The sequence below is a fragment of the Bacillus sp. JNUCC-22 genome (assembly GCF_018861275.1).
Taxonomy (GTDB): Bacteria; Bacillota; Bacilli; order Bacillales; family Bacillaceae; genus Bacillus; species Bacillus velezensis.
In genome coordinates this window covers 1049792-1071821 of record NZ_CP076408.1, presented here as the reverse complement: position 1 = coordinate 1071821, position 22030 = coordinate 1049792, and the positions used below count along the sequence as shown (strand labels likewise).

At 49.7% G+C, this 22030-nt stretch carries 20 protein-coding genes; 11 read left to right on the top strand and 9 right to left on the bottom strand.

The window, feature by feature from the left end; translation table 11 throughout:
- Nucleotides 1-7: 7 nt before the first annotated feature.
- Both JNUCC22_RS05485 and asnB read right to left on the bottom strand, forming a co-directional pair.
- Nucleotides 8-748 (bottom strand): squalene/phytoene synthase family protein, encoded by a 741-nt coding sequence (locus JNUCC22_RS05485; protein WP_167860040.1) that lies wholly within the window; start codon nucleotides 746-748, stop codon nucleotides 8-10.
- Between the two features lie 85 nt (nucleotides 749-833).
- A complete protein-coding gene (gene asnB, locus JNUCC22_RS05480; protein ID WP_167860039.1) occupies nucleotides 834-2675 on the bottom strand; it encodes an asparagine synthase (glutamine-hydrolyzing) in 1842 nt (613 codons plus the stop codon).
- A gap of 175 nt (nucleotides 2676-2850) precedes the next feature.
- Here asnB and JNUCC22_RS05475 point away from each other — a divergent pair, with 175 nt between their 5' ends.
- On the top strand, nucleotides 2851-3393 hold the full coding sequence (locus JNUCC22_RS05475) for a DUF2777 family protein (RefSeq protein ID WP_228550843.1): 543 nt from the start codon (nucleotides 2851-2853) through the stop codon (nucleotides 3391-3393).
- Between the two features lie 251 nt (nucleotides 3394-3644).
- Here JNUCC22_RS05475 and JNUCC22_RS05470 read toward each other — a convergent pair whose 3' ends face one another.
- Nucleotides 3645-4001, bottom strand: coding sequence for a YisL family protein (locus JNUCC22_RS05470; protein ID WP_007409161.1), 357 nt, complete (start codon nucleotides 3999-4001; stop codon nucleotides 3645-3647).
- 93 nt (nucleotides 4002-4094) lie between these two features.
- Entirely contained in the window at nucleotides 4095-5000 is a 906-nt protein-coding gene (locus JNUCC22_RS05465) for a fumarylacetoacetate hydrolase family protein (protein WP_031378473.1), read from the bottom strand.
- Between the two features lie 217 nt (nucleotides 5001-5217).
- Here JNUCC22_RS05465 and JNUCC22_RS05460 point away from each other — a divergent pair, with 217 nt between their 5' ends.
- The 7 genes from JNUCC22_RS05460 to JNUCC22_RS05430 all read left to right on the top strand — a co-directional run bounded on the left by JNUCC22_RS05460 (nucleotide 5218) and on the right by JNUCC22_RS05430 (nucleotide 7572).
- Entirely contained in the window at nucleotides 5218-5433 is a 216-nt protein-coding gene (locus JNUCC22_RS05460) for an aspartyl-phosphate phosphatase Spo0E family protein (protein ID WP_007409163.1), read from the top strand.
- A gap of 189 nt (nucleotides 5434-5622) precedes the next feature.
- Complete coding sequence (locus JNUCC22_RS05455; RefSeq protein ID WP_003155135.1) at nucleotides 5623-5844, top strand: spore germination protein; 222 nt, start codon at nucleotides 5623-5625, stop codon at nucleotides 5842-5844.
- Between the two features lie 12 nt (nucleotides 5845-5856).
- Nucleotides 5857-6093 (top strand): spore germination protein GerPB, encoded by a 237-nt coding sequence (locus JNUCC22_RS05450; protein ID WP_007409164.1) that lies wholly within the window; start codon nucleotides 5857-5859, stop codon nucleotides 6091-6093.
- Between the two features lie 35 nt (nucleotides 6094-6128).
- The gene (locus tag JNUCC22_RS05445; protein ID WP_003155139.1) at nucleotides 6129-6746 is read left to right on the top strand and encodes a spore germination protein GerPC; all 618 of its coding nucleotides are present in this window, start codon (nucleotides 6129-6131) and stop codon (nucleotides 6744-6746) included.
- The gene (locus JNUCC22_RS05440) at nucleotides 6743-6919 is read left to right on the top strand and encodes a hypothetical protein (protein WP_003155141.1); all 177 of its coding nucleotides are present in this window, start codon (nucleotides 6743-6745) and stop codon (nucleotides 6917-6919) included. The genes JNUCC22_RS05445 and JNUCC22_RS05440 overlap by 4 nt, the downstream gene beginning before the upstream one ends.
- The gene (locus tag JNUCC22_RS05435) at nucleotides 6919-7314 is read left to right on the top strand and encodes a spore germination protein GerPE (RefSeq protein WP_039062867.1); all 396 of its coding nucleotides are present in this window, start codon (nucleotides 6919-6921) and stop codon (nucleotides 7312-7314) included. The genes JNUCC22_RS05440 and JNUCC22_RS05435 overlap by 1 nt, the downstream gene beginning before the upstream one ends.
- Nucleotides 7315-7353: 39 nt before the next feature.
- Nucleotides 7354-7572 (top strand): spore germination protein, encoded by a 219-nt coding sequence (locus JNUCC22_RS05430; protein WP_003155143.1) that lies wholly within the window; start codon nucleotides 7354-7356, stop codon nucleotides 7570-7572.
- A gap of 43 nt (nucleotides 7573-7615) precedes the next feature.
- Here the strand turns inward: JNUCC22_RS05430 and JNUCC22_RS05425 are convergent, their stop codons facing one another.
- From JNUCC22_RS05425 to addB, 5 genes are all read right to left on the bottom strand, one after another.
- A complete protein-coding gene (locus JNUCC22_RS05425) occupies nucleotides 7616-7909 on the bottom strand; it encodes a hypothetical protein (RefSeq protein WP_007610512.1) in 294 nt (97 codons plus the stop codon).
- Between the two features lie 15 nt (nucleotides 7910-7924).
- A complete protein-coding gene (gene sbcC, locus JNUCC22_RS05420) occupies nucleotides 7925-11317 on the bottom strand; it encodes an exonuclease subunit SbcC (protein ID WP_216062195.1) in 3393 nt (1130 codons plus the stop codon).
- Complete coding sequence (gene sbcD, locus JNUCC22_RS05415) at nucleotides 11314-12486, bottom strand: exonuclease subunit SbcD (protein WP_167860036.1); 1173 nt, start codon at nucleotides 12484-12486, stop codon at nucleotides 11314-11316. Before sbcD ends, sbcC begins: the two co-directional genes overlap by 4 nt.
- A gap of 64 nt (nucleotides 12487-12550) precedes the next feature.
- Nucleotides 12551-16255: a helicase-exonuclease AddAB subunit AddA gene (gene addA, locus JNUCC22_RS05410; protein WP_216062319.1), complete on the bottom strand. Its 3705-nt coding sequence runs from the start codon at nucleotides 16253-16255 to the stop codon at nucleotides 12551-12553.
- Entirely contained in the window at nucleotides 16242-19742 is a 3501-nt protein-coding gene (gene addB / locus JNUCC22_RS05405; RefSeq protein ID WP_138092062.1) for a helicase-exonuclease AddAB subunit AddB, read from the bottom strand. Before addB ends, addA begins: the two co-directional genes overlap by 14 nt.
- Before the next feature lie 140 nt (nucleotides 19743-19882).
- Between addB and JNUCC22_RS05400 the strand changes: the two genes are divergently transcribed.
- The 3 genes from JNUCC22_RS05400 (at nucleotide 19883) to JNUCC22_RS05390 (ending at nucleotide 22020) form a co-directional block, all read left to right on the top strand.
- Entirely contained in the window at nucleotides 19883-20596 is a 714-nt protein-coding gene (locus JNUCC22_RS05400) for a DUF421 domain-containing protein (RefSeq protein ID WP_082997809.1), read from the top strand.
- A 68-nt stretch (nucleotides 20597-20664) separates the two neighbouring features.
- On the top strand, nucleotides 20665-21174 hold the full coding sequence (locus tag JNUCC22_RS05395) for a ferritin-like domain-containing protein (protein ID WP_216062194.1): 510 nt from the start codon (nucleotides 20665-20667) through the stop codon (nucleotides 21172-21174).
- A gap of 225 nt (nucleotides 21175-21399) precedes the next feature.
- Nucleotides 21400-22020 (top strand): TetR/AcrR family transcriptional regulator, encoded by a 621-nt coding sequence (locus tag JNUCC22_RS05390; RefSeq protein WP_025284527.1) that lies wholly within the window; start codon nucleotides 21400-21402, stop codon nucleotides 22018-22020.
- Nucleotides 22021-22030 lie beyond the last annotated feature (10 nt).

Below are 22030 nucleotides of genomic sequence, written 5' to 3'. Positions count from 1 at the left end.
CGTTTTTTTATGCTTGCGAAAGCCGTTTTCTCATGTCACCGAGCTCTGACCGGTAATGTGCCAGCAAACCGGTAACGGCGGGCCTTGAGTATAACGGAAACAGCTCCAGCTCTTCAGACGCCTCCTCGAAATACGCCTCAGCCTCGAATGCGATGTACTCCCATACATTCATAAAAGCTTTGTTGACGGTATGGCTCTCCAGCTCTTCTTCCGTATAGCCGAATTGCTTCATCACCTGGCGCGGGAGACGCTTTTTCGCCAGCTCGTCCGTATGAATCCCCAGAAGCACCCGGGTCAGCTGAATGGCTGCTCCTAATGAAACGGCTGCATGGCGGAGTTTCTCTTGGTTCCGGCGCGCGCAAACCGGCAGCAGAAGCAGGCCGAGGGCTCCGCCTGTTTGGCCCGCGTACATCAGCAGGTCATCAAACTCTTGATACGTTACTTTTTCTCTGTCAGAGATGTGGCCGGCGATAAACTCACGCAACGGCTCTTCTTCAAGCGCAAATTGCTGCCGCACATCGGTGAGCGCCTCCCACAAAAAGCCGTCGGCGCGTGACCCGTTCAGAAAGTCTTGTGCCGCCTGTTCAAATCCTCCAAGTTCCTGCACATCAAGCCGGTCAGCTTCGTGAAACAAAGCAAGCACCGCCCATGCGGCCCGCCTGTTTTTTGGCGGCAGGGATGAGAAAGTCCGTTTATATAAAGGAAAGTGCGCCTCGGCAAGCTGGGCGCATGTTTCGTATTCGGTCATGGTATCACTCCTCTGTTTTTTAGTGTACCATATGTTTCACAATAAAAAGACCGATATCCTTCAGCGGAAACCGGTCGCGGCACTGTTATTCTTCTATATCGATACGGTACGCCTCAAACCATGTATGGATCTGGGCAAGATGGGCGATCAGCTGCGGGCCTTTCATCAGCTGGCCGAACCACGGAACCTGAAAAGATGAACCTTCTGTCTCCAGCAGCATTTCCAGCTTCTTTCTGTCAAGCAGGGTGTGAAGCACGGAATCTTTCTGTTGTAAAATCGTTTTCAGCCATTCTGTGACCCCCTGCGTGTATTTCGGGTGATGCGTTTTCGGATAAGGACTTTTTTTGCGGTACAAAATATCTTCAGGAAGCAGTCCTTCAAGCGCTTTCCGCAAGATACCTTTTTCCCGGCTGCCATGCATTTTCATTTCCCAAGGAATATTCCAAACGTATTCCACAAGTCTGTGGTCGGCGAACGGCACCCGTACTTCAAGACTTGCGCCCATGCTCATGCGATCTTTGCGGTCGAGCAGATTTGTCATAAACCAAAGCATATTTAAGTAGAACAGCTGCCGTCTCGCTTTATCTGTTCCCGTCTCACCATCTAACAGCGGCGTTTCCGCAATGGTTTCTTCATATCTCGCATTCACGTATTCTCTAAGATTCAGCCGTTTTTGCCACTTTTCATCCAAGAGCGTGACCCTCTCCTCAGTCGACCTCATCCAAGGAAATCCCTCTTCTTCTGCCGCTGTGTGAAACCACGGATATCCGCCGAAAATTTCGTCCGCACATTCTCCGGAAAGGCTCACGACAAAATCTTTTTTAATTTCCCGGCAGAACCATAATAGCGATGAATCAACATCAGCCATGCCCGGCAGGTCTCTGACGAGAACGGATTCCTTCAGATGTTCAATCAGCTGATCCTGCGTAATCACGCACTTATGATGCTGTGTGCCGAATGCATTTGTCATTTTATCGATCCACGGGCCGTCATCATTCGGCTGAAAGGCGCTCGCTTTAAAAAATTTGCTGTTCTCCTCATAATCAATTGAATAAGTATGAAGGGGATCTCTGCCTTGTTTCTCAAAATGAGCCGCGGCTATCGCGGTTATCGCGCTCGAATCAAGCCCCCCTGATAAAAACGTGCAAATCGGCACGTCAGATACGAGCTGGCGTGTCACTGCATCCTGAAATAAGTACCGAATGTGAGCTGCGGTTTCATCGAAGCTGTCTGTATGCTTTTCGCTCTTTACATTCCAATAACGCCATATGGACAAACCGTCCTTTGAGAAAGTGAACGCATGGGCGGGACGCACCTCGTGAATTCCTTTAAACACCCCGCAGCCCGGAGTTCTGGACGGCCCGAGTCCGAATACTTCCGCAAGTCCGCCGCTGTCTGTGCGGGCTTTCACATCAGGATGAGCAAGGATGGCTTTCAATTCCGACCCAAACAGAAAGGAAGAGCCGTGTTCTTTATAAAAAAACGGTTTGACGCCGAGCCGGTCTCTTGCCCCGAACAGCCGCTTGCGCTTTTCATCCCAGATGGCAAAAGCGAAAATACCGTTCAAGCGGTCCACGCACTCCTCCCGCCACTCAATATAGCTGTGCAGCAGCACTTCTGTATCAGAGGTCCTCTCAAAACGGTGGCCCCTCGCCTGAAGCTCCTTCCGCAATTCCTCCGTGTTATACAGCTCGCCATTATAAATGATGGTGTACGTTTCCTCTTGATGCGTGCAGGCCATCGGCTGGCGGCCGCCTTCAATGTCAACGACCGAAAGTCTTTTATGTCCGAATAAAACATGGGGCTCTCCCCAGACGTTTGAATCATCAGGCCCTCGTTTTGAAAGAGTGTCTATCATATTGTTCATAATATGTTTCTCTTGGACGAGCTGCTTTTGAAAATCGACCCAACCCGCAATTCCACACATGTGATATCAGCTCCAATCCCGTTTCTGTCGGTATCAAATTCGTTTCTATCAGCACTTTACCCAGTTTATGCAAAGAAACGCAGATAGTTGATTTGTCCCACTAAGAGTTGTATGAGACAAGCCCGATTTGGAAAGAACGGAAGAGAAGAAACAAACAAAGGAGACCGGCACGGTTATGAAACGAAAACAGCTTTTCTCAGAAAAAAACAAATGGGGGCGCGGCACCCTGATGATAGAGGACGGCATCTGCCTCATCGAAAACGATGAAGGCGATATCCTGCTTGCAGACAGTCTAGCAAACGCAGACGTATTGATGAAACGCGGCGGCAGATGGCAGCCGGCACGGATTTGCGGCGGCGCGGCCGAAATCGGTGCAGACACCATCCCCCTGCTCGGCGGGGAAGAAATCCGTTATGAAAAGGCGGTCAAACGGCCGCTGTTAACCTTGCTCGATTCGCTGGACGATGAAACGTTCCTGCTGTTTCTCAGCCATCTGCACGGGTTCGGCCTGTCTGTATATGATTGCGTATTTTCCTACAATCAGGCGCTGTTTTCCGGTGAAGGCGTTTCGTTTTATCACTTCTCGGCGGATGACGCACAATGCGCCCTGCAGCATCACCGCGGCAGCTCGGGTAAACACGACAGATTTGAATGGACGGCATCTGACGGGCGGCGCTCCATTATGTATTCTGCGGCAAAACAAGACGGCACCGCGTAACAAACAGGCGGCACCTTTTAAATAGGTGCCGCCTGATGTATTCAGCTTTGTTTTTCACGCTGATTGATGCCCGGCGTTTGCTTTTACCCTTCACAGCCGTAGCTTTTGCGGCAACAAGAGTGATTGACGCTTTTGGCATCCTGCACATCTCCTTCGCCTCATCAACATCCCCTGTCACGGCATTTCTCATTCAGCGGCACAGTTGCGCAACTAAAAAAACCCGGATGCATCCGGGTTTTTCAAGCGATGGATTAAAATACGTGAAAGCCGATCGGCAAGTGAAGGCCGAGCAGCACCGTCAGGACGAGCACGATAATAAAACCGATCCACAGTCCGCCGGTTGATTTGCCTTTTTTCTTACGGATGACGAGCATTTCCATCAGTCCGATGGTAATGATGCCGAGCAGCATTTTTCCGGCGTATTCTCCGTTCCAATTCGCAAAACGGACAAAAAGCTCAGCTCCGGTCAGAATAATAATAATGTAGAATAAGCGCAGAATCATATGCGTAATTTTTGCGCCCTTCGCTTTTCCGGAACCGTACAGCCCGTAGCTGACAAACACCAGGATAAGCGCAACGACCCATGAAGTAATATGCCAATGTGTCATTATGTTCAATTCCCCCTATCAGATCAATCTGCCTCACTTATGGTACCACAACAAGCCGCTCGGAGCATTATCAATCGTGCGATGGACACACAATTATCCGATTTGGTTCGACAGCGTGCCGATCGGTTCAATTGTAATGTCAATGCGGTCCCCCGGCTTTAAAAATTTCGGCGGCTTAAACCCTTTTCCGACACCGGACGGCGTCCCCGTCGCTATAATGTCACCGGCTTCAAGCGTCATTCCTTTTGACAGCGTTTCGATTAATTCAGCTATCGGAAAAATCATGTCCCCCGTTGATCCTGATTGGCGCAATTCTCCGTTCACCCGCGTTTCAACTTTCAGGCTTTGCGGATCACTGACGGCCGACTTATGTACAATGACCGGGCCCATCGGGCATGTCGTATCGAGGCTTTTGCCGATAAAAAACTGTTTATGTTTCTTCTGCAGATCGCGCGCTGTTATATCATTTACAATTGTATAGCCGAATATATGATCAAGCGCATGTTCTTTGGAGATGTGCGATCCGCTTTTTGATATGATTACCGCAAGCTCCCCTTCATAATCAAGCTGCTCCGTTACGTCCAAGTGGCTGTCCACTGTTTCTCCGTGTCCTGTAACGGCAGCGGGGGCTTTCGTAAAAACCATGGGATGCTCCGGTATATCAGCCTCACTCCCCATTTCAACAGCATGATCACGATAATTTTTCCCGATGCAGATCACGTTCTTTGAAGGTCTTGGAATAGGCGCGCAAAGCTTTACGTCAGACAGCGCATACATAAATGAACCCGACTCGTCATTCGGTTTTTTCGCCCATTCCGCAAGCTGTCCGGCATGCGCGACAAACTTATCTCCTTTTTGAATGCACTCGATCAGCGAACCCGGAATCGTCTCAAGTTCAAACAATTTTTTTTCAGCCTTTTGCAGATCTAAGATTTTGTCATCATCAATGATCAGACCGACAAATGTTCGGCTGTTCAGTTCCCCTGTCGCAAATTTCATGTTAATCCCCCATCATTTTTAAATCTGGCATTCCTTTATGTATTCTTCCTCCGGGCGGGAAATTCCTCTTTTAAACAGGCTGAAAATAAGTGTAAAAGAGTATCAAAAATTGTCACTTTTTTAGTCATATTGACGAAATAAAACCTTCTTGGCCAAAATGGGTTATACTATTATCATCCTATGTTTTCCAAAATAATCGAGAATTGGAGATCACACGATGAACAAAATTGAAGAAAAAAGATTAACTTTATTCGAGACAGCGCAAAAATTCGGAATCAATGCAACGGAGACCATCAGGTGCAGCCAGGAGCTGGACAGCCTTTTAAACGGGTGCCGGGGCGGGCTCATCCAACAAACGAAAGACAGCGGGCTGAACCCGGCCGCACAGATTGAGCACGGCCGCACCGCAGGAAAAAAAGAGGCTTTCTCATAAACGTGATATGTATATAAATCTGTATCATTTATGTATAAGACCCGGCATGCGTAAAGCGCCGGTGTTTTTACGTCTAAAGTTTTTTCCGCTCACAAAAATGTGCATTTGTCATAAGCTATTTTAGGCAGGCAGCCCAGATAAGCTCCTGAAGTGCAGTCATGAAAATCTTCACGAAAAGGATGTGCTCGTATGCCCGCAATTGTCGGAGCGTTTAAAATTAATGCCGTCGGTACGAGCGGAGTCGTTCATATAGGCGACTGCATCACCATTTCTCCAAAAGCAGAGGTTAAGACATTTGCCGGAGCGGGCAGCTTCAATACCGGAGACAATCTCACACTGACGAATTACAGGAATTCAACGAATGTGTACGATAATGATGTAATCGATCAGCCGATGGCAGGAAACGCATAAAGGAGGCGCCGTATGAATTTTTACGTCAATCAGTCGATCCATATCAATTACATGCGTGTAGAATCTGTCAGCAATTCCTCCATACTGCAAATCGGAAGCGCCGGTTCAATTAAATCTCTTTCCAATCTGTACAACACAGGGAGTTATGTTGAGCCGGCGCCGCCTGTCACCGCGGGGCAGCAGACTGTAACAACAGGGGGAGGTCCCGGCACCTCATCATTTGTACCGCTCCAGCCGCCAAGCCGGTAGTTTTAATGAAGGAAACGAGACGCGAGGTGAATGTCATGTATGATCAATCCGTTTCATCCTACCTGCAGAATTTAAATTCTTTCGTCCAGCAGCAGGCGCAGCAGATTCAGGAGCTCGAACGGCAGCTGAAAGAATTCCAAAATGAAATTTCAACGCTGAAGCAGCAGCCTTCTACAAGAATCGATCGGCTCGAGTATAAATTTGATCAGCTGAAAATTGAACGGCTGGAAGGAACGCTGAATATCGGATTGAATCCGACTGATCCGAATGCCGTGCAAAACTTCGAAGTCGGCCAGACATCTCCGCAGGTCGGAATGATGCAGCAGGAACAGGCGGGCCAGCAAATGCAGCAAATCCGCCAAAACGTCGATATGTACCTGAATGAAGAAATCCCCGCGCTTTTAGAACAGCTCGAAACTCAGTATGAGAGCAGGCTGGACGAAACGAACAAATATCATATTATTGAAGATATCAGAAAGCAGATGGACAGCCGGATTCAGTATTATCTGTCCCATGTCCCGAAAGAAGAAAATACGGCGCCCGCGCAATATGCCGAGCAGATTGCCGAACATGTGAAGCGTGATATTGTCAGGGCCGTTGAGCACTTTATTAAGCACATACCTGGTGAAATGAAAGGTGATGATCCGTCATGATTTTTACAGTGATTAACCGGAATATTGAAGTCGGCGACATCCGGTCTACCGGTGTGTCCAGTTCTTCCTTATTATTAATCGGCGACACCGATTCCGTCTATCTGTCTTCCATCTTTGACACGCCTCCGGAATCTCTTATTATCGGGCCTTATGTGCCGCTGGCGCCGGAATAATGTTAAAGCGCATTTCACGCCTCCGGAACGCCAAAATCAATTCAGTCGGGATTGCGAGTGTCTTTCAAGCAGGCGATACGAATGAAATCAATATGCGGATCAAAGTATTGGCCAATCAGCGTACTATTGCCTTATACAGAGACGATGAAGGCTCATTTAACAAAAAAGAATACCAGATCTTTCGGCAGCCGGCCGTCATGCCGTTACCGGAAACGGGAGTCCAAAGCGCATTCTGCCATGAAAACCCTTCAATTCGGGTAAGGAATGTGAAAGTTCAAGGGGTATCGTCAGCGTCCGTGGTTCAAATCGGATCGACGTCGATCGTTCTGGGAGATTCGCGGCTGAAACATATTAGGCAGATTGTCACACCAAGCTCACAATCACAGCAGCCCTGACATATAATGACGGTGAGACTTCTATAAAGGGTGTCGTTTATGCCAGCAATTACCGGACCTATAGCTATCAATTCCATATCGGGCGGAGTCGTAAACTTTGGTGATTCCTTTTACCTTTCTCCAAAAAGCTCTTCTAAATCTGCGCTCGGTTCGGGAGCAGGCAATACCGGAGATTTCCTGTTATTAAACAACGTTGTCAATGCGACAAACTATATAGACCCCGATGTCAGCGATCAAAATGTGGTAGGAAACGCCTAAAAAGCAGCCGCTCTTTCAGAAGAGGGCTGCTTTTGGTTCAGCGTTATGTTCGTTCATTTGCTTTTTTTGTTTTTACAAGCTTTTCCGGCGGCTGTTTTCTGATCCATTTCACAAACCGCGCGAGTTTCGGGTCACGCCGCAGCTCTTCTATTCCCGCGAGCCTTGCCGCAAGCTCCTGATTCGTATAGAGCGCGTGAACCTGTTTATGACAAGGGATGCAGAGCATTGCGGTCGGAAGGAATGTCCCGCCTTCTTCCTTAGGCGTTAAGTGGTGCTCCGTCAGCCGCACATGATGGCGGCCGCATAATTCACATGTGCCCTCGGCAGAATCGGCCATAATTCCTTCTCCTTTCTACATGATCTCCAATGTGACCCGGGTGCCTTTCCCGCCCGGTTCGGACGGATGAACGATTAATTTTTTCGGCAGACGCGCTCTCAGCTCCTGCACATGGCTGATCACTCCGACGGATAAGTTGTCCGATTGCAGCTTTTCGAGCGCTGTGACAACGGTGTCTAAGAGCCCTTGGTCAAGAGTCCCGAATCCTTCATCTAAGAAAAAGAATTGCAGCGGGTATTGCCCCCTCAGCTGAATCTGGGCGGACAAGGCAAGCGCAAGCGACAGCGATGTCAGAAACGTCTCCCCGCCGGAAAGGCTTGATACGGGCCGTTTGACGCCTCCGTTCGCGTCATCACGCATGACGAAACCGCCTTCTGAATCGACTAATATGGCATATCGCTGCCTTGTCAGCGCTCCGAGACGGGCAGAGGCGTCCCGAGCCACGCTTTCCAGCTGTTCTTCCGCTAAAAATTCGACGAATGTATTGCCTTTACATACAGACTGGAGCTTATCAAGCCTGTCAATCTGTGTCTGCCAGCTTTTCAGTTCGGCTTCAATCTCTTTAAAGCGCTTATGCTGTTTTTGCATAACCGCGAAGGCTTTTGCCTGTGCTCCTTTTTCCTCCATGGCGGCCCCTAACTCAGCCTCTGCCTGCTTCAGCAGAGAAACGGATGCTGTCCATTCTTCCTCCGATATCCGGCGCTCGGCTAATTTATCAGTAACACGGCTGATATTTGCCGATAGCTGTTTTGAGGTGTCCAGGAACTCATCAATTTCTTTTTTCATTTCCTCTGCACGCCCTTGCGGAAGCAGACTTTTTTTGACTTGGTCCGGCTCGGCAAACCCGGTGTCTTTTGACCTCACGCGCCAGTCGTTTTGCGCTTTCTCAAGGGAGGTCTCAGCATCCCTGAGTGACATGAGACTCCCGGATTCCCGGCCTTTTGCGTCATTCAGTGATTGCTGCGCCTGCTTCAGCGCGTCGAATAGGGACTGTTCTTTGGATTTTAACAGCTGTAATTCCTGCCGCACCGCTTCAAGCTTTGCGGAAATTGATGTTTCTTCGGCTGCTGTTCCGAGCTCTTGTTCATATCCGTCAATCACCTGCTGCAGGCGCTCAGACGCATAGTGAAGCTCGAGCCGTTCCCGTTCAAGCCGATGCTTCATCTCCTGCAGGCGTTCTTTCTCCTCTTCATGTTCCTTGAGGAATGCGATGCTTGTTTCAATGCGCTTCTCACATTCTTCTGCCTGCCTGTCCTTCTCATCTATCGAAGCCTGCCAGGCGTCAATCCGGTTTGGCGGAATATCACCGCAGACTTCATTGTACTGATTCAATCGGCTTTCTGACAGCGATTCAAGCTCTTCTAATGAATGTCTGAGACGGCCGACTTCTTTTTCCTCGTAGCGGATTCGTTCGGCAAGCTGCTCAGCTTGTTTCACCGTCTGCTGATGCGCGCTGATCAGTCTTGTGACCTTCTCTTTTACCGACAGCATATCCTGTTTCATTTGTTTCCACTCCAAGCGGACGGCGCTGAACGCTTCATCAAGCGGGCGTCCGCTGATGGAGGAAGCGGCTTCCAGCTCCGGAACCCGGGCGCTTTGCAGAAACGGACATTCTTCGGTAAAACGCCCCGACTGTTCTTCTAATGCAACCTTGGCCGTCAGCACCTCCTGAGAAAGAGCCGCCGCCTCAGAAAGCAGCGCTTCAACCTGCTGCAACTGTTCCTGTACAGCCGTATCAGGCGAGAATGTTTCATGAGCGGAACGCGGGCGGTCATGCTGCGTCGAGCCGCATACAGGACAAGGCTTTCCTTCGATTAGTTTTTCCGATAATTCTTTTGTTAATGCAGCCGTTCTCGCTTCCTCTGAGCGCCTGCGGAGATCGGCTTGCGTTTTGTCAGCCCGTTCGGCTGCGGCTTTCAGTGAACGTTCCGTTTCACAGACCATATGGTAAACGGTTTGAAGCGTTTGATAAGCGTGCGTAATGTCTTCCTCTTCCGTTTTCGCTTTCGCTGTGAGCGACTCGCTTTCTCCGTTCAGCTTCTCCACGTTTTTCAGCTGCGTTGTCAGATTGGCCCGCTCTTTCGTGATTTGTTCCTGTGTCTGCTGAAAGCCTGCCGCCAGCTGTGCTGCGGTCTGGCATTTTTTCCGTTCATCGGCGGTCACTTGAACTGCTTTCAGCTCTTCTTTCAGCTCATTCTGCCTGTTTTGGCCGCGGGTCAGGCGGTCTTTCACTCCGGCCAGCTGTTTCGAGGCGGCTTCGTATTCTTCCTCTTTTTTGCTGTGTTCCGCATTTGTTTTTTCCGCTTCTTTTTTCGCTTCAAGCAGTTTTTGTTCAATGGCTGAAAGTCTTTGATACAGCTCTTCTTCCTTGACAAGCTTCGGCTCCTGTTCGGCCTTATGGGCCCGCCATGCTTCATAGGCTTCATTTTGCCGGGTAAATGAAACGGTTTCCGCCTCTGATTTCCGTTTGGCCAGTTCGTGTTCCTGTTCGGCGCGCTGCTGCCGGCGGACGGCTTCTGTGTAACGGTCTGCGTACGGCTCAAGGGCGAGAGCTGTTTCCGCCTCTTTAAGACGCTCAGTCAAATCCGTGATGTACGGGCGTCTTTCCTCAAGCTTTTTCTCCCGGCGCTCATATTCATCTCTTTCTGTCTGCAGGTTCCAAATTTCCTGGTGATTCTCAAAGCGCTCTTTTGCCCGGACCCGTTTCTTCTCAGCTTCTTCAAGCCGTTCGTTCGCTTCGTGAAACTGCTGTTCAGCCTGCTTCAGCGCATCTTCTCCTGCGTCTCCGAGGCCGGATTGTTCGGCCAGCATTTCATTTTTTTTCGCTGCCGCTTCCTGCGCCCGCCGCCGCAATTTTTTGACAAGCCTGTCCCCGTACTGTTCCAGATTAAACAGGCGCTGGAGCATATGTCTTCTTTCCGCGCCTTTAAGCGACAGAAACTCGGCAAACTTTCCTTGCGGCAGCACGACGGCTCTTGTAAAGTCGTCAATGGTCAGGCCAAGAAGCTCCTCTACCTTTTTGTTCACTTCATTCGCTTTATCGGCCAGCACCGTTTGTTCGTCTTTGATTTCAATCAGGCGGCAGAGGGCGGTTTTTACTTTCGTTTCATCCGTTCTCTTAAAAACGCGCTCGACCTTGTAGGAAACCCGGTGGCCGGATTGAAGCGCGAATGTAAATGAGACGGCGAGCTGCTCTTCGGCATGATTCAGGATGCCGTGCGTATTATTTGCGGCGCGCTCCACTTTTCCGTATAAAGCGAGTGTCATGGCATCAAGGATCGACGATTTTCCGCTTCCGGTCGGCCCGAAAATCCCGAACACCCCGGCTCCTGACAGTCCGGCAAAATCAATGGTCTGTTCCTCCCTGAAGCTGTGGAGCCCTTTTATCGTTAACAGAATCGGCTTCATGTCGCATCCTCCTCATCATCTGCTGACGCAAGCTCTAAAAACAGCTTGACCATCTCCTCATCCGGCACGCCGCCGCCCGTTTGTTTTTCATAAAACTTCTTAAATCGATCCTCAATTGATGTGTGTTTCACTTCAATCCGGTCATTTTCGGTCTCTTTTTCTTCAAAAACCGGCCTGATATGGATAAAGCCGGGATGCGCCTTTCTCAGCCGATGAATTTCCTCGAGAGAAAGCTGATCCGTCAAATGGATATCAAGATCGATCCAGGCATTCCGGTCACGCCCTTCATCAAGCCAGCCGTGAACCTCGCTCAGCCCCTGCGCTTTCCATTTGACGAGCGGTTTACCGGAAGACAGGAAAATCTCTTCCCACTTCGCTTCTCCGCCGGGCTTCGCTTCTACCACCGTCACCGATTTGGCATAACCGGCTTCTGAAAAGCTGTATGCCAGCGGAGAGCCTGAATAACGGGCAGCCGTCTTGGCGCGCTTGATCGTTTGCGGACGGTGGAGATGGCCGAGAGCCACGTAAGCCGCATCAGCCGGCAGGCTGTCAGCGGCAACTGTGTAAGCGCCCCCGACTTCAATCGGACGCTCTGAATCAGTCTGATTTCCCCCCGCGACATAAATGTGGCTCGCCGCGATTTTCACGGCATCGTTCCGGCACAGTCCGCACATGTGAGCAAACGCCTCTCTGATTTTCACATCGTAATGATCGCGAAGAAGCTTTTCCTCAAACGTATCAGAAAGCACTTCGTTTAATCTCGCCTCTGACGGATATGCCAGCGCGGCTACGGCTAACAGCTCGTCCGTCGACGGCACCTCAATATGCACAGGTTCTGTCCGCGGATAGCCGATTAAATGAATGCCGCGCTCATTTGTTAACGGAGAAGCCGCCGCCAGCCTGTCGGGATTGTCATGGTTTCCGGCAATGACGACAACCGGGCGCTTTCCGCCGTCAGAAAGCGCGGAAAGACTTTCGTAATACAATTGTTCAGCGAGCGCAGGCGGGTTGACCGTATCAAATACATCCCCCGCCATAATGACCGCATCAATATTTTCTTCCTTGACAATGGTATTCAGCTCTTCCAATACCTCGGCCTGCTCGCTCAGCCGGCTTCTGCCTTCCAGCGTTTTGCCGAGGTGCCAGTCAGCTGTATGTAAAATGCGCATACCGCATTCACCTCACTTTTTGATAGAAAAAAAGATCCGCTCCAAAAAGGAGCTTCGGATCTTGTTACAGTGTAAGAACGTGACCTCCATCGAAAAAATAGAGCGCACGCCCTTTCACTTTCGTTTTTGTAATTTGTTCAACCGCTTTTGTATACAATTCGATTTGTGTTTCATACCTTTTTTGCAGAATCGGAGCCGCGCCTTCAAATCCGTTCCGGAATTTCCCCTCTATCCGATCAGTTTTATAGTCCAGCAAATAGAGACCGTCCGCAGTTTCATAGAGGCAGTCAATAATCCCCTGCACGAGCAGCGGTTCACCGGCCGTTTCGGCATCCTTGTACACCTCGCCGGCCGGAAGCGCCATACTGAACGGCACTTCCCGGTCAATCCGCAGCGCCCCGAGAAGGTCTTTCCCGATTTCAGTTCCGAAAAACTGGACAATTTCTTCTATATCAATAGCTTCCTGCTGTTCTTCTGTCAGCAGCTCTTTTTCGTAAAGCATCCGGACCGTCCGCTCCGCTTCTTCGGCAGTCGGAACGTGCGTCAGCGGTATGTGCTGCATCACCGTATGCATCGCCGTCCCTTTTTCGGCGGCTGTCAGCCCTTTTTTCATCATAAAACCGGGACGCCTGTATAAAAGCGTGTCTCCTGACGGTTTGATGAGAGAGCGGCCGCTGTATTCATCCTCGTATTCTTGCTTTCTCTTCAGCTCAGAAACTGACTGCTTCGTTCTGATAGCCGTCAGCTCTCGGTACGGATATTCCCATTCAAGCAGACGGCGCGCCTGATCATCAAATGAAAACGAATCAGGAATCGGCTCGCCCTGCTGAATCGCTTTGAGACGTTTGCTCTTTTCTTCAGCACGTTCTTTTGGATTCTCTTCCAGCAATTCACTTTGCTGCAGCATCCGGATGTGAAAACGCGACGGGTCGCGCGCGATATCCTCAGATGAGGAAAGTCCCGGCGTCCTGTGCGCCTCCATGTCACGGTGGCGGATGAGCGCCGGCCCGATAAAGTCCAAATAAGATGACGCCTGATAGCGGTCGAATTCAGAAAGAAGCCAATCGGCCCGGTCTGCTTGCGCCTGCCATTTGGCCAGCTGTTTTTCCCGGTTTTTGCAGGAACCGACGAGAAACAGCTTTTCCTTCGCTCTGGTCAGCGCCACATACAATACGCGCAATTCTTCGGATAAGAGCTCTCTGCGCATCTTTTTCTTCATCGCCACAAGCGGAAGAGTCGGATAGCTGATTCTGAGTTCCGGATGGATATACTTCGTGCCGAAACCGAGCTCTTTATCAAGCAGGTATGATTTGTTGAGATCCATCATATTAAAACTTCTGCCGAGTCCGGCGGTGAAAACGACGGGAAATTCAAGTCCTTTGCTGCTGTGGATCGTCATCAGCCGAACGACATCCTCCTGCTCGCTGAGCGCCCGGGCCGTCCCCAGATCATCGCCGCGCTCCTGCATCCGTTCAATGAACCGCAAAAAGCGGAATAACCCGCGGAACGCCGTCGCTTCGTACGAGCGCGCCCGGTCATACAAGACGCGCAGATTGGCCTGGCGCTGCTTTCCGCCGGGCATGCCGCCTGCATAGTCAAAATATCCGGTATCGCGGTATACTTCCCAAATCAGCTCAGACACCGAATGATTCGTCGAAAATGACCGCCACTTTTGCAGACTGTCATAAAAAGTTCTCAGTTTTTGATACAGTTCATCATGTCTGTCAGCGTTCGCTATATATGCTTTCAGCGCTTCATAAAACGGCGCTTTTTTCTTTTCAAGGCGTATCAGCGCAAGTTCATTTTCGTCACAGCCGACGATGGGCGAGCGCAGCACGGAAGCAAGCGGAATATCCTGATACGGATTATCAATCACCTTCAAGACTGAAAGCGCCGCAGCCACCTCCACGGCTTCAAAGTAACCCGACGTCAAATTGGCGTACACCGGAATGCCCTGGTTTTTCAGCTCTTCCATTAATTGCGGCGCCCACGGCATGGAACGCAGCAAAATCACGATATCCCGGTACTGGATATTCCGGTGTGTTTTTGTTTTGCCGTCATATACCTTAAACGGAGATGAGACAAGCTTTCGGATCTCCCCGGCTATCGCTTTCGCTTCCCAGTGCACGGTTTCAAAGTCTTCGGCATCCTCGGAGCTGTCTGCGCTATCAGCGCTGTCAATGAGCAGCAGTTCCGTTTTTGCCGCGTCATTCGGCGGATACGATGCGCCGAGCTTCAATGCCGCCTGTTCATCGTAGTCCACTTCGCCGATTTTTCCGCCCATCAGCTGCTTAAACAAGAAATTCGTACTGTCCAAAATATCGGAGCGGCTGCGGAAATTTTGGTTCAGGTCAATTTTCTGCCCCGCGCCTTCCCCGCTTTCTGTAAACCTTTTATATTTCCCGAGAAACAGCAGCGGCTCAGCAAGTCTGAAACGGTAGATCGATTGTTTGACGTCGCCTACCATAAACAGATTTCCCGCCTCTTCATTCCCGCTTTTAACAAGCTGCAGGATAGACTCCTGCACAAGGTTCGTATCTTGATATTCATCAACCAGAACTTCATGGAACTGGTCTTGATAATAAACTGCCGCTTCGCTCGGCACCCGCCGGCCTTCTTCATCAGCCGCAGTTAAAATCGCCAGGCAGTAATGTTCCAAATCTGAGAAATCAATAATTGATTTTTCTTGTTTCGCCGCTTCAAATCGTTTTCCGTACGATATCACGAGCTGAACGAGCGTTTCGATGACAGACTTCATATCTGCTAAACTCTTTAAGTGATCTTGCGGACTTCTTGTAAAGTAATCATTCTTTAACTTTTCGATCAGTTTCTTCGCGCCGTTTCGCAAATCGGTCGCTTCGTCCAAAAGCGCTTTGTCAAATTCATCACCCTTTACCGCCTTCGCCCGCTTAAATGAGACTGCGGGAACCCGTTCATACAGCGCATCGAAGTCATGCCGGCAGCTGATCAGCTCTTCTATCTGCTGAAGGTCATCCAGAAAATTATCAGCGCGCGGGGCCGGCCCGCCGGGCGCTTTTGTCAGTTCAAGCGCCTTTTCAAGCTTTTGTTTTGCCCCGAAGAGCGCCATTTCAGCATCTTCTCTCACATACTGGTAAAACGGAAGCTCTTCCATTTTGCTTTCTTCCGTCACGTCATACAGGCGGACAAAGCTTTGCAGCCACGCTTCCGGGTCAGGATGCGACCGGGAATACTCGTACACCCGTTTGACAAGGTCTTGAAGATCCAGATCATGCCTGTCTGTCGTATATCTGTCCGCAAGCTCAAAAAACGCCTGATTCCCTTTTGCGTATTCATCTTCAAACAGCTCATCAAGCACTTCGTCTCCGAGCAATTCGCCTTCCGTCTGGTCAGCCATCCGAAAACCGGGGTCAAGATCAATCATATAATAATATTTTTTAAGCACTTGCAGACAGAAAGAGTGAAGCGTCGAAATGCTCGCCCGATTCAAGAGAGAGAGCTGCCGTCTGATATGCAGAGATCCCGGATTTTTGGCGAGCTCTTTTTCTAATGCTTCCGCGATCCGATGCTTCATCTCCGCTGCTGAGGCGTTTGTAAAGGTCACCACAAGGAGCCTGTCAACATCAACCGGATCTTCTTCCGCGGTTATCTTTCTGATCATCCGTTCCACGAGCACGGCCGTTTTACCTGATCCGGCTGCGGCAGCGACCAGAATATCGCGGCCGGAAGAAACGATGGCGCTCCATTGGTCATCCGTCCATATGCTGTCTTTCGGTTTAGGAATTTGCATCATCATCCGCCTCCTTCTTCAGCCAATCCAGTATGGTGCCGTCTTTTTCCGCTTTCAGGCTGCGGTATTCATTTTCCTTAAGCGACTCATCAAACTGGCACACCGATTGAAACGCACAGTACGTACAAGGCGTCTTATCTTTCAGCTTATACGGAGTAATGGACACAAGCCCGTCCGTTATCGCTTCGCCCGCCTGTTCAAATGTCCGCCGCACATGGTCTGTCAGCAGATGAAAGTCCCGTTCGCTGACCGCGGCTGAGTCGGATCTTAAAGAACCGTCCTTTTTCAAACCGGCATTGACGATATTTGAACGCCCTTCCTCCAAAGTCGTGTCCATCAGGCTGATCGCCTCCCGGTCACCGAGGAGAAGGCCTTTCATTTTAAATTTCTTAAAAATTTCCTGCTCGATTTCATCAAGCCCCATCGGCAGACTGGCCTGAATCATCGGATCGTGGATATGGAAATACAAAACGCCTGCCGGGGTCGCTTTCATGCCGAGCCAATCTTCGGAATGTGTAATCGATAAGTCAAGATATGTGAGCATTTGCAGAGCGAGCCCGTAATACACCTCAGCCAGATCAAGCCCCCTGTCGCTTGATTTATAATCAACGATTCTCAGCAGCAGGCCTTTTGAACTTTCCGCTTTATCCACGCGGTCGATCCGTCCGACGAGTTCCATCGTACAGCCGTTTTTCAGCGTGAAAGTGAGCGGCGGCAGCGGCCCGCTTCCGCCGAAACCGAGTTCAAGACCGACCGGGACGAAACCGCTCGCCTTCGCATGCTCGCTTAATATGCCAGAAACACGCGTGACGATCTTCTGCAGTTTTTCCTTCACATAAAAGTGTCTGTTTGAGCTGAGCAGAATCTCTTTTTGCAGCTTTGGCGCAAGCCGTTCCACCGCTTCATAGGAGAAATTCCGGCACTGATCTTTCGTCAGATCGCGCCATTCCAGCTTCTGCTCACGAAGCCGGTCTGAAATCAGCTTCAGGCTGGAGTGAAACAGCTGGCCGATATCCGGCGCGTCCAGCTTGAAAAACTGCCGCTCTTTTAATTGAAGCCCGTGAGATGCAAAATGAGAAAACTGGCAGGCATTAAACGCCTCCATCCGGGAGACGCTTCCTTTAATATGCTCGCCGTAAAGCTGGCGCGAAACAGGCCGTTCAAGACGCTTCGCCTCATTGCGGAAAAACAAGCTTGAAAACAGCTTTTTCGCACGCCGGTGATCAGGCTCTTTCATCAGCACATTGTATGCGCTCCACCATACGTCACTGATCTCGTACTCTCTTGTCCACAGCCTGAGCTGACTTGCCGTATATGTCTGAGCCACCTGTTTATTGACGAGATACTGAAGCTGCTCTTCTTCGCTTACCTGCTCGGGATCAGCCGCTGACAGCTTTTCCTGATGATCGGGAAACAGCTCGCCAAGCCGGTTTACAACGATTGACGGCAGGAGCGTTTTTCCTTCCGCATCGGCAATCGGGTATGACACATAAAGACGGTCAGACGGACTCGACAGCGCCATATAGATGAGAAAATGCTCATCAAGCAGCCGCTCACGCCCCGCGGAAGACAGCTCCACTCCGACTGCTTTCAGCCACTCCCGGTCATCATCAGACAGCACGCCGTTTTCATCCGGGCGCGCCGGAAGAACGCCGTCATTGGCCCCGATGACGAATGTGCAGGACGTGCCGTACATTCTTGAGAGATCCATATTCCCTACAAATACTTGGTCAAGCGCAGGCGGAATTAAAGAAAAATGAAGCGATTCCGTTCCCGTTTCAAGCATTTGCTGGAACAGCGCCAAAGATATTTCATCTTCACCCATCATGCCGGCAAACTCCTCGAGAAGCTGGATAACGGCATCCCACGCCTGGCCGTGCTGCTGCGCTTCGATCATGTTTCCGGCCTCTTCGGCCCGCTGCCTTTTCCGGTCCAGCTTCAGGGGAACATCGGTATCTTCCAAAAAGAGATAAAGAGCCTCCGCCATGCTTTGAACCGTTTTCGCTTTTTTCATCCGGTTTTGAAGCCGGACAAGGGGCGCGGCCATCCACTCTTTCGTCTCATTCAGCATGTTCTCCATCTCTATTTCCTGATCCGTCTGCGCGAAATCCTCATCGAGCGATACGAAGCGCCTGTATACAAACCGCTCGCCGCTCGTCCAGCGCTCCCCTTTAATGCCGTAGGCGATACAGTAATTTTCAAGCTGATCAACCTGCTCCCTTATTTTCTGCTCCGGCTGATCAAGCGGGAATAACAGTTCGGTTTTCGCACAGCGGAACACCGCTTCATATCTCCAGTTCCCCTTCACGACATCCAGGCTTGAACGGATGAATTCAATAAGCGGGTGATGCTGCATAGAAGCTTTTCCGTCAATAAAATAAGGAAGCCCGTAATCGGCAAACACTTCCTTCAGCAAATCTTTATAATCTTCCGGCTGACGGATGAGAATCGCCATATCTTTGTACCGGTATCCTCCGTCCCGGACAAGTGATTGAATTTCCCGGGCAATACCTTCAAGCTCAGCTCTTCTGTTTTGCGCCTGCATGACGGTAAAAGCTTCCTGTCCGCCGGTATACGCCGCGGCGGGACGCACATCGTACTGCGACTCTATACAGGCAAGCTCCGGCGCATGCTGATGCCGCTTCGTGCCATGCAGTTCCTTGCAGGAAATATCGGCATTCAATTCCTTTGCCGTCTGATAAAGCTTATAGTATGTGCTTCCCGTCATTCTGAACAGATCGAGCTCATCCGGTGCCTGTTCCGCCGAAGGGCTGTCCGCCGTCAGCGAGAATGTGACATGTTCAGCATGCATGATCAGCTGCTCCAGCACCCTTAATTCCTGCGGCGTAAATTGATAGAATCCGTCGACGTAAACACGGGCGCCTTTTACAACGTCCGCCAAAGGAATCTGCTGAGCGAGCAGCGTCAAATAGTCCTCTGAATGCAAATAGTGTCCGGCGAGGCTTCTTTCCATCTGCTGATATAAAATGCCTAAATCATGAAGTTTTTCAGACAGCATCCGCTCTCCGCGATATTCTGACGCCGTTCCGCTTTCCGCCATGCGGCGGACATCTTCAGGCTCAATACAGTACCGCTTAAACTCTGTCAGCATCCGTTCCACCTGCTCAGTGAACCCGGTTTTGTCACTCGCTTTTTGATACACTTTAAACTCGTGCTTATATTCTTCAATCAGTTTCCTTAAAAGCATCTGCACACCCGTCGTCGTCACAAACGGGCGGTTCATGCCCCCGGTATGCTGAAGCACGCGCCACGCCAAACGCGAAAAACTGAACACTTGAGCGCGTATCATGCCGCCGATATCCGGCGTTTTAGCAAGCTCATATTCCATTAAAAACGTCATTTGATCCGGGACTAGAAAAATGATAGGTTTCCCGAACGGCTCCCGGCGCAGTTCATCTTGAATGCTGTCGATAATCAGCCTCGTTTTCCCACTCCCCGATCTGCCTACTAAAAACTCAACACCCAAATTAAAAGACCCCTCTCTTTTTATCTTTCTACATTTTATCGAAAGTTGACGAAAATGACCAATCTCATCTGCTGGTAAAAACGGGATGACTGTTTTAAAAAATTTCGTTTTTGACCAAAATAAAGAAAAAAGGACTAATGATGATGTCAGAATATCCCGAAGTAATTGTACGGACGGCTCTGTCGTTCAGCATTCTGTTTATCGGCGCCCGGATACTCGGTAAACAAACCATTTCACAGATGACGCTTTTTGATTTCATTGCGGCCATCTCGCTCGGCGCCATCACGGCAAATCTGTCGTTTAATACAAAGCTGCCGATTCATTATCATGTCATTGCCTACATTATTTTCGTGGCAATCATTTACCTTGTCGCATATCTTTCTATGAAAAACAGGGTCCTTAGGGGTTTCTTTGCAGGCAAACCGACCATTATCATTCAAAACGGTAAAATACTTGAGCATAATATGAAAACGATGCGTTATACCATCGACTACTTGAACCAGCAGCTGCGTGTAAATGACGTATTTGACATTTCTCAGGTTCAGACTGCCATCATTGAAACAAACGGCAGCATGTCAGTGGAGGTCAAACCGGAATTTGCGCCCGTTACAAGACAGGATCTCGGCATCTTTGCCGGACATGAAAAGAACTTTGCCGTTGAGCTGATTATGGACGGCCGGCTGGTGGTGAAAAACCTGGAAGAAAACCACGTATCGGAAAAATGGCTGAGAGAAGAATTGGACAAGAGAAACCTCAAACCGGAAGACGTTGTATACGCTGTGCGCGGAAGCAACGGCCGGCTTTTTGTCGACACATACGACGACCATATTACATCGCCGCTAGATCAAGAATAAAAATGACATCCGCACATGTCACGGGCTGCCGCCGTATAATACCCTATAAACATCCGGGGGTGAGTCCAATGCACGAGAATTTTTTTCATTATACAGCCATCTGCAGTGACGATTCTGTGCTTATCAAGGATCTGGTAAAATCCATAAACGGTGAATACAGCGCTGTGATTTGCTACTCAATATTAGCCGAAAAAGCGCCGACCGCAGAAATCAGAAGACGAATCGAACATATCAGAGAGGAAGAAGTGCGCCACCTGCACGCTTTTTCTTCTCTGTATACGTCAATTACCGGAAAACAGTTGACGCCGAAACAGACGGAGCATTGTCCGCACACATACAGAGAAGGAATGAGGGCGGCGTTTTATGATGAGCAGAAAACGAATGATTTTTATTTGCAGGCATCCGATAGAGCGGTGCATCCGGAAGCGAAGCGGTTATTTGCCCGCACGGCATTTGACGAGCAGCGTCACGCCGTCTGGTTTTTATACGATATGGCCCACTCTCCTTTCCACCATACAGGGGGAACGGTATCAAACGCGCCGAATACAAGCTACACCGAGGTAAATACCGGAAAATAACGGTTCAGGCAGATCACGCTCCCCCGCCGGGAGTCTTCAGACCGCAGACAAACCCCGTTCTTTCAACATGAGAGAATGGGGTTTACTTTTCGAGCTGCGTGATACTCTCTAAAAAACGGATAACTTCTTCATTGTATAATCAGCAAAAACCCTTTATAATAAAATAAACCAACCGGTCGGTTTTTAAGGAGCCGAACCTCATTTGGCGGAAAGGATCTGTGTGAAGTGACAAATACAAAAGGCGGCGCCGGAAAGAGCGAAAAGACAAAGAACAGGCTCGTATCCGCTTCGCGTGACTTATTTGCAAAAAAAGGATATTCAGAAACATCGATTCGGGATATTTTAGAGGCGGCCGAAATCAGTAAAGGCAATCTATATCACCATTTTAAAGGAAAAGAGTTTCTGTTTCTTCATATCATGGAAGAGGATCACCGCGTGATGATCGAGACGTGGAGGGAAATGGAAGCTGATCTGAAAGATGCTGCCGAAAAGTTGACGGGCTTTGCGGAGCTGCTCAGCCGGATGAGCATCAATTACCCGCTTATGAGAGCAAGTGAAGAGTTTTATGCGAGTGCGTTTACGTCAGAGGAGGTCGTAAAGCGGCTCAACAAAATTGATATTGAATATGACGATGTGATGAGAGAGATCTTAGAAGAGGGAAATCAAGACGGCAGCTGGTCCATTCATCATGTCGAATCAAAAGTAAAAATCCTGCTATCCGTCTTCTACGGTTTAGATGTGTTATATAAAAACGATACCATTCAGCAAAGAATCGAATTGCAAAAAGAAGCCATCTCCGTGTTTATTCACGGGTCGATCAGCGCTGATAAACAGAATGACAGCTGACAAAGGAGAA